This is a genomic window from Sulfitobacter sp. M39 (genome assembly GCF_021735935.1).
Taxonomy (GTDB): Bacteria; Pseudomonadota; Alphaproteobacteria; order Rhodobacterales; family Rhodobacteraceae; genus Sulfitobacter.
In genome coordinates, this window is record NZ_WMDZ01000001.1 from 1,462,233 (window position 1) to 1,476,578 (window position 14,346).

Sequence of the window (14,346 nt, forward strand, 5' to 3'; positions counted from 1 at the left end):
CAATAATGCACCCCCAACACGGAGGGACACAATGTTAACGACCATCATTTCGTTCGGGGTCATACTGGCTTTGGGCTTAACTATTTTCTGTACGATCAAGTGGTGGAACCTGCCGCTGACCGGCGTGACGCCGGTGCCGCTGTTCACCTTTATCGCGATCCTCTTTACGTCGGGGCTGGATGTGGGGCTGATCATGTTCCCGCTGGCCTTCGACTTCCCGCTTTATGCGGATACGGCCACCGAGCCAGCCTATGGGTTCACCAACCCGCTGGCGCTTGAATTCGGGTTTTGGGGCTTTCTGATCTGGGCGTTCTATTTCCTGACGACCTTCTATTTCTGCGCCATCGAGCCGCGGGTGAAGTTCTTTGAGATCCCCGCGATCAAGCTGCTGAACAACATCGTGATCATCACCACTTGTGCCTTCACCGGTGCGTTGTTCCTGATCTATATGCCCTATTACATCGCCGAGGTCGGCGACGGAGAGACGATCCTGCCGGTCTTCTACCTGATCTGCTTCCTCGTGATCTTGATTGCGGCCTTCAGTTCGACGGACCTCAAGTTTGTGCGCGTGCTGTCTGTCAGCTCGACCCTGCTGTTTCTGGCGTTGATTGCTTACATGTGGCTGAACGCCGGCATGGGACTGGGCGAATTCACCTCAACGGCAAGCAACCTTGGTGGCTATTTCGCGAACATCCACAAGTTCATCATCCCGCTGACGGATTACCACGAATTCTACCTGTTCTGGTGGTTCGCCTGGTCTATCATGATCGGGCAGTTCGTTAGCCGCTTTGTCGGCGGGCTGAAGACGTGGCAACTGCTGGCATCCTTGCTGGTATTCCCGTCGATCCCCTTGGGGCTGTGGTTCTCGGTGCTGTACTACTACCACCTGAACGGCATCGGTACCGCGGGCTTCCCGAACTGGGCCATGACCATCGTGGGCATCGTGTTCGTGATCAACTCTTTCGACAGTTTGATCCGGCTCTACACCGATAACCTCAACTTCACGACCGAGCGCTTTGGCACGGTGTCTTACGTGCTGGCGAACGCCATCGGCCTATTCGTGCTGACCCTGCTGTTCCAAAGCCAGTGGCTGCAAATCCAGTGGGTCGGGACCATCGTGATCGGCATCTACCTGCTGGCGCTTGGCTATATGTTCTTTGTCAAACGCCGTCACCTGCACGGGCTGGATGGCAACGCCAATATCCCGGCCGAATAACCCTTAAACCTGAGCGGCCCCGCCATACGGGCGGGGCCCAACCGAAAAGAGAGACCTATGCAAACGCAACCCACCGCCAGCCATTTCATCAACGGCGAATATGTCGAAGATACCAACGGCACCCCGATCGAGGTGATCTACCCGGCCACGGGCGAGGTCATCGCGACCGTCTATGCCGCCACGCCGGAAATCGTCGAGAAAGCCATCACCGCCGCGCGGGACGCGCAAGTTGCTTGGGCCGCGATGACCGGTACCGAACGGGGCCGTATCCTGCGCCGCGCCGCCGACATCATGCGCGAACGCAACCACGATCTGTCGATCCTTGAGACGTATGACACCGGCAAACCCTATCAGGAAACCTCGGTTGCGGATGCGACCAGCGGTGCGGATGCGCTGGAATATTTCGGCGGTCTGGCGGCCTCTCTGACGGGCGAACATATCCAGCTGGGCGAAGACTGGGTCTATACCCGCCGCGAACCTTTGGGCGTCTGTGTCGGTATCGGCGCATGGAACTATCCGACGCAAATCGCGTGCTGGAAAGGCGCACCGGCGCTGGCCTGCGGGAACTCGATCATCTTCAAGCCGTCCGAGACGACGCCGCTTTGCGCGCTGAAAGTCGCGGAAATTCTGGTAGAGGCAGGGCTGCCCGCCGGTCTTTATAACGTTGTGCAGGGCATGGGCGAAGTGGGGGCCTCCCTTGTGACCGACCTGCGCGTCGACAAGGTCTCGCTCACCGGCTCTGTACCCACGGGCCGCAAAGTCTATGCCGCCGCTGCCGAAGGTATCAAGCACGTCACGATGGAACTGGGCGGCAAGTCCCCGATGATCGTGTTCGAGGACGCCGACATTGAAAACGCCATCAGTGGCGCGATCTTGGGGAATTTCTACAGCTCGGGTCAAATCTGTTCGAACGGCACCCGTGTCTTCGTACACCGCGATATCAAGGAGGCATTCCTGAAACGCTTGGCCGAGCGGCTTGAGACTGCTGTGATCGGCGACCCGATGGACCCTGACACCAGCTTTGGCCCGATGGTATCAAAGCGCCAGATGGAGATCGCGCTTGGCTATGTCGAAAAGGGCAAGGCCGAAGGCGCGCGTCTGGTCTATGGCGGGGCGGCGATCGACCGCGACGGATTTTACATGCAGCCCACTGTCTTTGCTGATGTGACCGACGACATGTCCATCGCGCGCGAAGAGATTTTCGGGCCGGTCATGTCGGTGCTGGATTTCGAGACCGAGGAAGAGGTCATGGCCCGTGCCAATGCGACCGAATTCGGTCTGGCCGCCGGTGTGTTCACCAAAGACCTGTCCCGCGCGCACCGCGTCGCGGCGGGGTTCGAGGCGGGCACCTGCTATATCAACACCTATAACGACGCACCGGTCGAAGCCCCCTTTGGCGGCATGAAAAATTCGGGCGTGGGGCGCGAGAACTCCAAGGCGGCGATTGATCACTATAGCCAGCTGAAAACCGTCTACGTGCGCATGGGCGATATGGAAGCGCCTTTCTAGGGGCTGATCCAACGCTGCGCTAACGCGCATGCGATACTTGGGGCACGCATTTGGCCCGGGCTTTCCTTCGGCAAGAATGGGGGCTTGGGCAGGGCGTGCCGGAATATGCTGAGAGGTGCTTGACGGATCGGTCTGATCCTCAAGTCACCGCGACAATGTTGGGATGCGAGTCTTGCGCGCGTCAAGGACCAGCCGCGCCGGGGCGCGGGGCCTGCGGCCTCGTTGACCCGCACAAGACTCACGGAAGGAAGGCGATAGGATGGAAGCTGAATTTATTATCGTAGGGGCGGGCAGCGCGGGCTGCGCGATGGCGTACCGCCTGGCCACGGCAGGGCGCAAGGTATTGGTGATCGAACATGGTGGCAGCGATGCGGGGCCGTTCATCCAGATGCCGGCGGCGCTGTCCTACCCGATGAACATGAAAACCTACGACTGGGGGTTCCAGTCCGAACCCGAACCGCATTTGAACAACCGTCGTCTGGCGACCCCGCGTGGCAAGGTGATTGGCGGATCGTCCTCAATCAACGGGATGGTCTATGTGCGCGGGCACGCGATGGACTATGACCACTGGGAAGAACAGGGGGCCGACGGCTGGGGCTATGCCGATGTGCTGCCCTATTTCAAACGCATGGAAAGCTGGCACGATGGCGGCCACGGGGGCGACCCCGACTGGCGCGGCACTGACGGCCCGCTGCATGTCAGCCGTGGCCCCCGCGAAAATCCCTTGTTCGAAGCCTTTGTCGAGGCGGGCAAACAAGCGGGATACGAGGCGACCGACGATTATAACGGCGAGAAACAGGAAGGCTTCGGCCCGATGGAGCAGACGGTCTGGAAGGGCCGGCGCTGGTCCGCGGCCAACGCCTATCTGCGGCCCGCGCAAAAGACCGGCAACGTCGAACTCGTACGCGCCTTGGCGCAGCGGATCGTGATCGAAGACGGTCGCGCTGTCGGGGTCGAGGTGCTGCGCGGTGGCAAGACCGAGGTGCTGCGCGCCAGCGGCGAGGTGATCATCGCGGCGTCCTCCATCAACTCGCCCAAGCTGCTGATGCTGTCGGGCATCGGCCCTGCCGCGCATCTGGCAGGGCATGGTATCGAGGTGATCGCCGACCGTCCCGGTGTGGGCCAGAACCTGCAAGACCACCTTGAACTGTATATCCAGATGGCCGCCAGCCAGCCGATTACGCTGTACAAGCACTGGAACATCTTTTCCAAGGCCGTGATCGGCGCGCAGTGGTTGTTCACGAAAACCGGCATGGGCGCGTCGAACCAGTTTGAAAGCGCGGCCTTCATCCGGTCGAAGGCGGGGATCAAATACCCTGACATCCAGTATCACTTCCTGCCGATCGCCGTGCGCTATGACGGGCAGGCCGCCGCCGAAGGCCACGGGTTTCAGGCGCATGTGGGGCCGATGCGGTCGACCTCGCGCGGGTCTGTCACCCTGGCCTCGGGCAATCCGGCCGACGCGCCGAAAATCTTTTTCAACTACATGTCGCAAGACAAGGATTGGGAGGAGTTCCGCACCTGTATTCGCCTCACCCGCGAGATCTTTGCGCAGGACGCCTTCAAACCCTTCGTCAAACACGAGATCCAGCCGGGGGCCGATGTGCAAAGCGACGAGGAGCTTAATGCCTTCATCCGTGAACATGCCGAAAGCGCCTATCACCCCTGTGGTACCTGCCGCATGGGCCGCGCCGATGACCCGCAGGCGGTGGTCGATCCGCAGGGCCGTGTGATCGGGGTAGAGGGGCTGCGTGTCGCCGACAGCTCGATCTTCCCGCGGATCACCAATGGCAACCTGAACGCCCCGTCCATCATGGTGGGCGAGAAAATCTCGGACCATGTGCTGGGGCTTGATCCATTGGCCGCGGCGAATGACGCGCCCTGGATTCACCCCGACTGGGAAACCGCGCAGCGCTAAGGGGCTGGACCCTTGGTCGAGAGGCCACAAGTGTTAACGAAAGTTAACCTTAGTTAATATCTCTGGTTGATTGGGGCGTGGAAACACCCCAATCAACGGGATATGAAAGCCATCCTTCACACATGTTTCGCAGCGGCGCTGGTCGCCGTTTTCACGCAGCCCGCTGCGGCGGTCGAACCGCGCCTGACGGGCGAGATCCGGGTGATCGACGGCGATACGATCGCATTGGGTGAGACGCGGATCAGGCTTTTCGGCATCGATGCGGTCGAAGGGGATCAGCCTTGCCGTTCAGCGGATGGGCGCGTGTTGAACTGCGGCGCTTGGGTGACGGCGCAGGTGCGCGCCACCTATGACGGACAGCGGGCCGACTGCCAGCGGGTGGATACCGACCGCTATGGCCGGATTGTCGCGCGCTGTGCCGCCTTGGGGCAGGACATGGGGCAAGCCTTGGTCGCGGCGGGGCTGGCCTTTTCCTACGCGCGCTACAGCCGCGCCTATGTCGCGAGTGAAGCGGCGGCCAAGCGGGCAGGACGCGGGGTGCATGTCTATGAAACGCAGCGCCCCGATGCCTATCGCAAAGCCTCTAGAACGGTGGCGAAACCCGTCGCCTCGGCAGGGCCGGGCGGTTGTGTGATCAAGGGGAATGTCAGCAGCAAGGGCACGCGGATCTTTCACGTGCCCGGACAGCACGACTATGACCGTACCGTGATCCGCACCGACAAGGGCGAACGCTGGTTCTGCAGCGCGGCGCAGGCGCGTGCCGCCGGATGGCGGGCGGCTAAGCGGTAAGCGGTCAATCCACCTGATAGGGCAGCACGTCGCGCAGGTTCGGGTCTACCACCAGTTGGCGTTCCAGCGGCGGCACAGACCGCTGGTGGCAATGTTTACGTTCGCAGATACGGCAAGATATGCCGATAGGTTCAAACGCAGAGGCGCGGGTGGTGTCCATCCCGTCGGCATAGACCAGCGCGGGCGCATGGCGCACCTCGCACCCCAGTGAAATCGCATAGCGCCGCACCGGTGCGCCAAACCGCCCCGCCGGTTTCGAGATGTCCCGCGCCAGCGAGATATAGCGTACCCCGTCCGGCGTTTCGGCCAGCTGGCGCAGGAAGCGGCCCGGCGTTTCAAAGGCGCTGTGCACGTTCCACAGGGGGCAGGCTCCGCCAAACCGCGCGAATTGCAGACGGGTGGCCGAATGGCGTTTGGTGATCGTGCCCGCCTGATCCACACGGACAAAGAAGAACGGAATCCCCTTTGACCCCGGGCGTTGCAGCGTCGACAGCCGATGCGCGACCTGTTCGATCGACGCCCCAAAATCGGAGGCCAGCACCTCAAGGTCATGGCGGCAGCTTTGGGCGCGCTCCAGAAACCGAGCGTAGGGCATCAGCGCGGCCCCGGCAAAGTAGTTCGCCAGCCCCATCTTCGCGATGTCACGGGCCGCAGGGCTGTTGAAACGCGCGAAATCCAAGGTTGCCTCAAGCAGGTCGTTCTGGCGCACAAGGGCGACCTGTAGCAGCATCTGGAACGTCTGTGTGGCCTGCGAGGCGCGGGCCGATACATGCAATACGCCGCTGGCCGGATCATAGCGGCGCAGGGCATCTGTCTCGTCGAAGGCGACGGTGATGCCTGCGCTGGACAGCGCCTCTAGCGTGGTGTCGCGCAGGCTTTGGCCGGTGCCGGTGTCGCGGGCGAAATACTCCGCGGCGCGGTCCACGGCATCCAGATAATTGTCGCAATAATGGAAGAAGTCGCGCACCTCTTCCCACGGGCTGGGGGAAGGGCGGGCATCTTCGCGGCCCAAGGCTTCGTCCAGATAGGCCAGCCGTTCCTGGGTCTGGCGGTGGCTTTGGTGCAGCTTGATGAATGCCCGCGCCAGCCCCGGCGCGTTGGAGGCCGCAAGCTGCACATCGGCCAGCGGCAGCACATCGCCCTCGAACACCGGATCGGACAGGACTTCGCGCATGTCGCTGACCAACCGTTCGCTGTCCCCGCTCGACAGTTCGGTGACATCCATCCCGAATTCAGACGCCAGCGCCAACACGACCGTGGTGCTGACGGGTCGGTTATTGTTCTCCATCTGGTTCAAGTACGGAAGGGATACGCCAAGGCGCGCGGCGAATTCTTTCTGGGTATGAGCCAGATTTGTGCGCAGCTCGCGCAGTTTTGCGCCAGCGTATAGCTTTTGGATCGCCATCGGGGTGGGGCCTTTGCAAAGTTATTGGTTCTGCAAACCGTATCTTTGCAAACTAGTGGCGGCAAGGCCCGTCAGGCGATACCAAGCGCCCGTTCACGGCGGATCACGACCAAGATCGACGCGACACCCGCGACGGCCGTAGCCAGCATGATCCAGAGCAGCGGATAGGCTCCGGTTTCTTCGCTCAGCAGGGCACCGGCCAGAATGCTCAGCCCCGCACCACCGCCAATCATGATCGCGCCGCCAAGCCCGGATGCCGTGCCCGCCAGATGCGGGCGTACCGACAACAGGCCCGCGGTCGCGTTGGGGATGCACAACCCGTTGCCAAGGCCCACCAGCGTCATCATGCCAAAGAAGGATAGCGGCGATCCATAGCCCAGCAGGAAGATCATCATCGACACCGAACCGCCAATCGCATTGGCCAAACAGCCCCAAAGCACCAGCGTGTTGACGCCGACCACGGTCGCTTTGCGGGCCGTGATAAAGTTGCCAAGGAAATAGCCCACGGCAGGCGCGCCGAAATAGATGCCAAGCTCGGCCGGTTCCATGCCGAAAACGACGCTGCCTACAAAGGGCGCGCCGCCAAGGTAGGCAAAGAACGCCCCCGAGCAGCAGGCCGCCGCCATCGAATACCCCCAGAACCGCGGAGAGCCGAGCAGCTCGGGGTATTCGGCGAATTGCTGGGTCAGCGTGCGCCCTGACGCGACGTGGGTCTCGCCAAGGTCGAACCATGTGATCGCCAGTACCAGCGCCCCGATCCAGAACATCGCCCAGAAGGTCGCCTGCCAGCCGAAGGATTGTTCCAGCAACCCGCCCACAGCGGGGGAGATCATGGGCACCAGCGCCATGCCCATCGTGACATAGCCGATCATCGAGGCGGCTTTATCTTGGGCGAACATATCGCGGACCACTGCACGGCTTAGCACCATCGACACGGCGACGATGGCCTGCACGCAGCGGAAGGCAAGGAACACAGCCGTCGTGGGGGCGTAGATACAGCCCACCGTCGCAACCATATATATCGCCAACCCCCACAGCAGCACATTGCGGCGGCCTAGATTATCCGAAATCGGGCCGATCAGCACCTGCAATACCGCGCTGCACAGCAGATAAAGCGGCACGGAAAGCTGCATCACAGAGTAATCGGCGTCGAAATATTCAGCCATAGCGGGAAGGCTTGGCAGGAACATATTCATCGCCAGCGCCCCGATCCCAGAAAGAAGGATCAGCGTGGAAATATGCGGGGGGGATGTTTTATCCAGAAAACGGACGGGGTTATCCTTGATCATTGCATATCAGTATGCCTGCGGTTGCATCTTGTCTATCCAGAACCATACGGTAACCGAACGATTTGCAAGTTTTCAATTAGCAAGGAGAAGGGTGTATAGTTTTTGCAAATTTGCAAAAATGCGCTTTGGTTCGCGCGGGGGCGGCGTTACGGTGGCGGAAATCTTATAGAGGTGCGTGATGAAAGATATTCTGGAACAGCTTGAAACCCGCCGCGACGACGCCCGACTGGGCGGAGGGCAAAAGCGCATTGACGCGCAGCACGCCCGTGGCAAGCTGACCGCCCGCGAGCGGATCGACCTGTTGCTTGATGATGGGTCGTTTGAAGAATTCGACATGTTCGTCACCCACCGCTGCACCGACTTCGGGATGGAGCAGCAAAAACCCGCAGGTGACGGCGTTGTCACCGGTTGGGGCACGATCAATGGCCGTCTGGTCTATGTCTTCAGTCAGGATTTCACGGTCTTTGGCGGATCGCTGTCCCAGACCCACGCGCAGAAGATCTGCAAGATTCAGGATATGGCGATCCAGAACGGTGCGCCTGTCATCGGGATCAACGATTCCGGCGGTGCGCGTATTCAGGAAGGCGTCGACAGCCTCGCGGGCTATGCCGAAGTGTTCCAACGCAATATCGAGGCCTCCGGTGTGATCCCGCAGATCAGCGTGATCATGGGGCCATGTGCGGGCGGGGCGGTCTATTCCCCTGCGATGACCGACTTTATCTTCATGGTCAAAGACACGTCCTATATGTTCGTGACAGGCCCTGACGTGGTGAAAACCGTGACCAACGAACAGGTCACCGCAGAGGAATTGGGCGGCGCGACGACGCACACGCGCAAATCCTCCGTCGCGGATGGCGCGTTTGAAAATGACGTCGAAGCACTGGCCGAGGTGCGTCGTCTGGTCGATTTCCTGCCTGCCAACAACCGCGACCTGCCGCCCGTGCGCCCGTTCTTTGACGAGCCCGACCGAATCGAGGCGTCGCTTGATACTTTGGTGCCCAGCAACGCCAACACGCCCTATGACATGAAAGAGCTGATCCACAAGCTTGCGGATGAAGGCGATTTTTACGAAATTCAGGAAGACTTCGCCAAGAACATCCTGACCGGCTTTATCCGTATCGAAGGGCGCACCGTGGGTGTGGTCGCAAACCAGCCGATGGTGCTGGCGGGGTGCCTTGATATCGACAGCTCGCGCAAGGCGGCGCGGTTTGTGCGCTTCTGCGATGCGTTCGAGATTCCGATCCTGACGCTGGTGGACGTGCCCGGCTTCCTCCCCGGTACGGGGCAGGAATATGGCGGCGTGATCAAACACGGTGCCAAGCTGCTGTTCGCCTATGGCGAAGCGACGGTGCCGATGGTGACGGTCATCACCCGCAAAGCCTATGGCGGCGCTTATGACGTGATGGCGTCCAAGCACCTGCGGTCCGACTTCAACTACGCGTGGCCCACAGCCGAGATTGCCGTGATGGGGGCCAAGGGCGCGACAGAGATCATCCACCGTGCCGATCTGAACGACCCCGAAAAGATCGCACGACACACCGCCGACTACGAAGAGCGTTTCGCGAACCCCTTTGTGGCGGCAGAGCGTGGCTTTATCGACGAAGTGATCCAGCCGCGTACCACGCGCAAGCGGATTGCCCGCGCCTTTGCCTCGTTGCGCAACAAGAAAGCCGCAATGCCTTGGAAAAAGCATAACAACATCCCGCTCTAACGTCGTTTAATCCATATCCCTTGCGGTGCCTTTTCAGGCACCCCGAGGGGCAGGAGACCGCTTTGCTTTCCGTTCGATCCTTTCTTTCCGCGTCTTTGCCCTACGGGCTGCATCCAGCGGGTGCGGCACCGAAGTGGCTTGCGGTTTGCGCAGCTTTGGCCGCGGCCTCTGCCGCGGCGCAGCCGGTCGAGGTGCCGTCGGGCGAAAGCATCGAATTGCAAGAGGTGCTGATAGACGAGGTGGGGGTGCAGACATGGCTGCGCTTCCGTTTTGTCGCCCCTTATATCGCGCGCGATACGGGCGCTGTGGACTTTGCGCAGGTTGGGGCCGATATGACCTATCTGTGCGACGCGCTGGCCATTCCCTATATGGCGCAACATGCGCTGGACGGAGAGGTCATCGTGATCTCTTTGGCTGATCGCGTCACGGAATTCGGGGTGTCCGACCCCGATGCCACACAGTTTTTCGAGGCATTTCGCCTGAGCAACGACACCTGTATCTGGGAGGGCCTTTGATGCACCCACAACATCTTGCGAGCGCTGCGGCACCAGCGCGCCGAACTGCGGCTTTGGCGTCACATTTGGCCGCATTGGAAAGCACACCGTATGCAACGCCAATGAACTGCGATAATGTCGCGGCGGGGAATACCGACGTATTTCTTACTTTAAAACCGGGGTCTGATTGGCATGAGGCAGTGCCGGGCCCTTTAAACAGTGACAGGAGACTTAGATGTCCAAGAGCATCACAATGCTGGCCGCATTCGGCCTTATCGCAGCCGTTTCGGCATGCGCACCCAAGCAGCAAGAAGAATTCGTCGTGGTCGCACCCGAGCCCATCTCGGTTGAGCCCGTGTACACAGGCAAGTACAAGTAATGCTTGCTGGGGGCAGGCGTCTGCGCCTGTCTCCAACCTCTCTGCGGCACGTAACGCAGGGATAGCACCGCGCATCGCTCTCGCAGTCTGGGGGGTATCATGCTGAAACATCGCGGTTTTCCGGGGCGTATGCCCGGATCAGACTATCAATTCGTTATCCGTCGCGCCAATCCGCGTGGGGTCACCCCGCTGACCCGTCGCGAACGCCGTTCTGACCGCAAGGCGGCGGACCGTCGCGTTGACACCGCCTTTATGCGCGCGCTGTGGGAAGCCTTTGGCGACGAGCCGTTCGAAAGGGGCAATCTGGACGCGGGCCGTCTGTCGTGGCTCTTTGGCCGCGAGGTCGTCGCGGTAGATGACCCCTTTGATCCAGCCGACTACGAAGCGATGCTGGTCATCAACGAAGCCCTTGCCCGGGCGTCTTTCCCCGACGCGTTCGAGGATTGATCATGCGCGTCGCCCCCTTCCTTTCAGCTGATTTTCGCCACATGCGCGGCATGTTGGGCGGTAATTTGCCCGTTGGGGCAGGGGCGCGCGCAGAATTTCGAACCGCGGTGGAACCTTCTGCGAAACCATGCGTTTATCAGCATCACATCACGAATAACGCACGATCAATAAAAGGTTTAATCCCATGTCCATCAAAACAATTCTTCTCGCCGTTACTGCGTCCGCTGGCCTCGCTGCATGCGGTGACACACTGGGCGAACAAGCGCTCGGCGGTGGTGTCGTGGGTGCCGGTGCTGCAGCCGTCACAGGCGGTAGCCTCGCGCAGGGCGCGGCCATCGGTGCTGGTGCAAACGTACTGGCGTGCCAATCCGGCGCAGTGCGCTGCCAATAATCTGACATCTGCCGCGGCCTCGGGTCGCGGTAGCTGCAGTGCCAAAGATTTTGCCCCGCTCAGCCGCGTGCTGATGCGGGGTTTTTCCGTTCACTCAAGACCAAAAGGGACAGTCGATGTTCAATAAGATCCTGATCGCCAACCGCGGCGAGATTGCCTGCCGCGTTATCAAGACCGCCAAGAAGATGGGCATCGAAACCGTCGCCGTCTATTCCGACGCTGATGCGCAGGCGTTGCACGTCCAGATGGCCGATGAGGCGATCCACATCGGCCCGCCCGCCGCGAACCAGTCGTATATCGTGATCGACAAGATCATGAACGCGATCAAGCAGTCGGGCGCGCAGGCCGTACACCCCGGCTATGGCTTCCTGTCCGAGAACGCGAAATTCGCCGAGGCGCTCGACGCCGCTGGCGTCGCCTTTGTCGGCCCCCCTAAGGGCGCGATCGAGAAGATGGGCGACAAGATCACCTCCAAGAAAATCGCGCAGGAAGCCGGTGTTTCCACGGTCCCCGGCTATATGGGGCTGATCGAAGACGCGGCCGAGGCGGTGAAGATCTCGAACGAAATCGGCTACCCGGTGATGCTGAAGGCGTCTGCCGGTGGGGGCGGCAAGGGGATGCGTATCGCGTGGAACGACGAAGAGGCCCGTGAGGGGTTCCAGTCGTCCAAGAACGAGGCCGCCAACAGCTTTGGCGATGACCGTATCTTTATCGAGAAATTCGTGACCCAGCCGCGCCACATCGAAATTCAGGTGCTTTGCGACGCCCACGGCAACGGCATCTATCTAGGCGAACGCGAATGTTCGATCCAGCGCCGCAACCAGAAGGTCGTGGAAGAGGCCCCGTCGCCTTTCCTTGACGAAGCCACCCGCAAAGCCATGGGCGAGCAATCCGTCGCCTTGGCGCAGGCCGTTGGCTATACCTCTGCCGGTACGGTCGAATTTATCGTGGACGGCGACAAAAACTTCTACTTCCTCGAAATGAACACCCGTCTTCAGGTGGAACACCCTGTGACCGAGCTGATCACCGGTGTTGATCTGGTCGAACAGATGATCCGCATCGCCAATGGCGAAAAGCTGACCATCACCCAAGACGATGTGAAACTGACCGGTTGGGCGATCGAAAACCGGCTCTATGCCGAAGATCCATACCGCGGTTTCCTGCCCTCCATCGGGCGTCTGACGCGCTACCGTCCTCCGATGGAGATCGCGGCCGGCCCCTTGCTGACCAACGACAAATGGCAGGGCGATGCGCCTGCGGGCGATACGGCTGTGCGCAACGATACCGGTGTGTACGAGGGCGGCGAGATCTCGATGTATTATGACCCGATGATCGCCAAGCTGTGCACATGGGCGCCGACGCGCGCCGAGGCGATTGAACGGATGCGTGTGGCGCTGGATAGCTTCGAGGTTGAAGGCATCGGGCACAACCTGCCGTTCCTCTCTGCCGTGATGGATCACCCGATCTTTGTCGAAGGCAACATGACCACCGCCTTCATCGCCGAACAATACCCCGACGGGTTCGACGGGGTAGAGTTGCCTGACGCAGAACTGCGCCGGATCGCGGCGGCCACCGCCGCCATGCACCGCGTCGGCGAGATCCGCCGGACTCGTGTGTCGGGCCGCATGGACAACCACGAACGCAAGGTCGGCACCGCCTGGAACGTCGCGCTGCAAGGCCAGTCGTTTGATGTGGAAATTCAGGCCGATCCAAAGGGCGCGACGGTGACGTTTGACGAGGGCACAGCGCTGCGCGTTGCGGGCGACTGGACACCGGGCGACCAACTGGCCGAGATGACCGTCGATGAAGCACCGCTGGTGTTCAAGGTCGGCAAAATCTCTGGCGGGTTCCGCGTGCGGGCCCGTGGCGCGGATATGAAAGTGCATGTGCGCAACCCGCGTCAGGCCGAACTGGCCCGTCTGATGCCCGAGAAACTGCCGCCCGACACATCGAAAATGCTGCTGTGCCCGATGCCGGGTCTGGTGGTGAAGATCGATGTAGAGGTTGGCGACGAGGTTCAGGAAGGCCAGAACCTCTGCACCATCGAGGCGATGAAGATGGAAAACATCCTGCGCGCCGAGAAGAAGGGCAAAGTGTCCAAGGTCAATGCCGCAGCGGGGGATAGCCTCGCTGTGGATGACGTCATCATCGAGTTCGAATAAGCGCTATGCCAGCCGTTGCCATCATGGGATACGACACGGCGCTGCGGGGGACCCCTTCGCAGCACCGGCCCATATTGCAGCGGCTGGTGGCTGTTCAGTCGAAGATTTTACCTGACTTCTCCTTTGCTTCGCGAATTTCGCGTTGCCGGATGGTCATTTTGTCGATGCTGCGGGTGATCTCGCGGACATCCCACGGGCGGGGCTTGCGCAGCTTGATCCCGCCGTCTTTGCCCACCAGCACCAACATGAACCCGCGCGGCCGCATCCGCAGCCGCAACGGGCTGCGCGCCGCTGGGTCAGTATCGGTCAAGACAATCACGTCACGTTCGATCAAGTCTTCGGGCTGCTCGCGCAAAAGCTCCATCTGGGATTGGAAGGCGGGGTCATCCTCGCTGTCCGCAAAGACCAGAACCGGTCTTTTTTTCCAGTGGAATTCACTCAAATCTTCCATATCTGCGGGCAGGAACAACGTGGGAACCTCGGGTTCCGTGGCCGTTTGCGCCCCCGCCGAGACCGCAAACAATCCTGCAAAAACAAGGGCTATCACTGGTTTCATTTTGTCTCCTGTCCGTACAGATATAAGCTTGCGCGACGCAATTGCGATGCGCAACCGGACATCTGCGCATATTAAGCACT

The 14,346-nt window shown here is 60.8% G+C and carries 13 protein-coding genes; 10 read left to right on the top strand and 3 right to left on the bottom strand.

Going from position 1 to position 14,346, the window contains the following annotated elements; genetic code table 11:
* Positions 1-31: 31 nt before the first annotated feature.
* The 4 genes from GLP43_RS07000 (at position 32) to GLP43_RS07015 (ending at position 5,432) form a co-directional block, all read left to right on the top strand.
* Entirely contained in the window at positions 32-1,216 is a 1,185-nt protein-coding gene (locus tag GLP43_RS07000) for a BCCT family transporter (RefSeq protein ID WP_237278753.1), read from the top strand.
* A gap of 57 nt (positions 1,217-1,273) precedes the next feature.
* Complete coding sequence (gene betB, locus GLP43_RS07005; RefSeq protein WP_237278754.1) at positions 1,274-2,725, top strand: betaine-aldehyde dehydrogenase; 1,452 nt, start codon at positions 1,274-1,276, stop codon at positions 2,723-2,725.
* Between the two features lie 259 nt (positions 2,726-2,984).
* The gene (gene betA, locus GLP43_RS07010; protein WP_237278755.1) at positions 2,985-4,643 is read left to right on the top strand and encodes a choline dehydrogenase; all 1,659 of its coding nucleotides are present in this window, start codon (positions 2,985-2,987) and stop codon (positions 4,641-4,643) included.
* A 102-nt stretch (positions 4,644-4,745) separates the two neighbouring features.
* Entirely contained in the window at positions 4,746-5,432 is a 687-nt protein-coding gene (locus GLP43_RS07015; protein ID WP_237278756.1) for a thermonuclease family protein, read from the top strand.
* A gap of 4 nt (positions 5,433-5,436) precedes the next feature.
* Here GLP43_RS07015 and GLP43_RS07020 read toward each other — a convergent pair whose 3' ends face one another.
* Together GLP43_RS07020 and GLP43_RS07025 are read right to left on the bottom strand one after the other, a co-directional pair.
* Positions 5,437-6,837, bottom strand: a complete 1,401-nt coding sequence (locus GLP43_RS07020) for a helix-turn-helix domain-containing protein (protein WP_005852316.1) — start codon at positions 6,835-6,837, stop codon at positions 5,437-5,439.
* Positions 6,838-6,908: 71 nt separating this feature from the next.
* A complete protein-coding gene (locus tag GLP43_RS07025; protein ID WP_064217417.1) occupies positions 6,909-8,126 on the bottom strand; it encodes a multidrug effflux MFS transporter in 1,218 nt (405 codons plus the stop codon).
* A 178-nt stretch (positions 8,127-8,304) separates the two neighbouring features.
* Between GLP43_RS07025 and GLP43_RS07030 the strand changes: the two genes are divergently transcribed.
* The 6 genes from GLP43_RS07030 to GLP43_RS07055 all read left to right on the top strand — a co-directional run bounded on the left by GLP43_RS07030 (position 8,305) and on the right by GLP43_RS07055 (position 13,710).
* Positions 8,305-9,837 (top strand): acyl-CoA carboxylase subunit beta, encoded by a 1,533-nt coding sequence (locus GLP43_RS07030; protein WP_005852320.1) that lies wholly within the window; start codon positions 8,305-8,307, stop codon positions 9,835-9,837.
* A 62-nt stretch (positions 9,838-9,899) separates the two neighbouring features.
* Positions 9,900-10,352 (top strand): DUF6497 family protein, encoded by a 453-nt coding sequence (locus GLP43_RS07035; RefSeq protein WP_237278757.1) that lies wholly within the window; start codon positions 9,900-9,902, stop codon positions 10,350-10,352.
* A 214-nt stretch (positions 10,353-10,566) separates the two neighbouring features.
* Complete coding sequence (locus GLP43_RS07040; RefSeq protein WP_237278758.1) at positions 10,567-10,710, top strand: hypothetical protein; 144 nt, start codon at positions 10,567-10,569, stop codon at positions 10,708-10,710.
* Positions 10,711-10,809: 99 nt separating this feature from the next.
* Positions 10,810-11,157 carry a hypothetical protein gene (locus tag GLP43_RS07045; protein ID WP_237278759.1) on the top strand — a complete coding sequence of 116 codons (348 nt, stop codon included), beginning with the start codon at positions 10,810-10,812 and terminating at the stop codon, positions 11,155-11,157.
* Positions 11,158-11,341: 184 nt separating this feature from the next.
* Positions 11,342-11,548 (top strand): hypothetical protein, encoded by a 207-nt coding sequence (locus tag GLP43_RS07050; protein ID WP_037943771.1) that lies wholly within the window; start codon positions 11,342-11,344, stop codon positions 11,546-11,548.
* 116 nt (positions 11,549-11,664) lie between these two features.
* The gene (locus GLP43_RS07055) at positions 11,665-13,710 is read left to right on the top strand and encodes an acetyl-CoA carboxylase biotin carboxylase subunit (protein ID WP_237278760.1); all 2,046 of its coding nucleotides are present in this window, start codon (positions 11,665-11,667) and stop codon (positions 13,708-13,710) included.
* A 94-nt stretch (positions 13,711-13,804) separates the two neighbouring features.
* On the opposite strand, the gene GLP43_RS07060 is transcribed toward GLP43_RS07055, so the two are convergent.
* Complete coding sequence (locus tag GLP43_RS07060) at positions 13,805-14,266, bottom strand: DUF4174 domain-containing protein (protein WP_005852330.1); 462 nt, start codon at positions 14,264-14,266, stop codon at positions 13,805-13,807.
* Positions 14,267-14,346 lie beyond the last annotated feature (80 nt).

Coding starts and splice junctions, on each gene's coding strand:
- GLP43_RS07000 (WP_237278753.1), top strand. CDS start 32: ATGTTAACGACCATCATTTCGTTCGGGGTCATACTGGCTTTGGGCTTA.
- betB (WP_237278754.1), top strand. CDS start 1,274: ATGCAAACGCAACCCACCGCCAGCCATTTCATCAACGGCGAATATGTC.
- betA (WP_237278755.1), top strand. CDS start 2,985: ATGGAAGCTGAATTTATTATCGTAGGGGCGGGCAGCGCGGGCTGCGCG.
- GLP43_RS07015 (WP_237278756.1), top strand. CDS start 4,746: ATGAAAGCCATCCTTCACACATGTTTCGCAGCGGCGCTGGTCGCCGTT.
- GLP43_RS07020 (WP_005852316.1), bottom strand. CDS start 6,837: ATGGCGATCCAAAAGCTATACGCTGGCGCAAAACTGCGCGAGCTGCGC.
- GLP43_RS07025 (WP_064217417.1), bottom strand. CDS start 8,126: ATGATCAAGGATAACCCCGTCCGTTTTCTGGATAAAACATCCCCCCCG.
- GLP43_RS07030 (WP_005852320.1), top strand. CDS start 8,305: ATGAAAGATATTCTGGAACAGCTTGAAACCCGCCGCGACGACGCCCGA.
- GLP43_RS07040 (WP_237278758.1), top strand. CDS start 10,567: ATGTCCAAGAGCATCACAATGCTGGCCGCATTCGGCCTTATCGCAGCC.
- GLP43_RS07045 (WP_237278759.1), top strand. CDS start 10,810: ATGCTGAAACATCGCGGTTTTCCGGGGCGTATGCCCGGATCAGACTAT.
- GLP43_RS07050 (WP_037943771.1), top strand. CDS start 11,342: ATGTCCATCAAAACAATTCTTCTCGCCGTTACTGCGTCCGCTGGCCTC.
- GLP43_RS07055 (WP_237278760.1), top strand. CDS start 11,665: ATGTTCAATAAGATCCTGATCGCCAACCGCGGCGAGATTGCCTGCCGC.
- GLP43_RS07060 (WP_005852330.1), bottom strand. CDS start 14,266: ATGAAACCAGTGATAGCCCTTGTTTTTGCAGGATTGTTTGCGGTCTCG.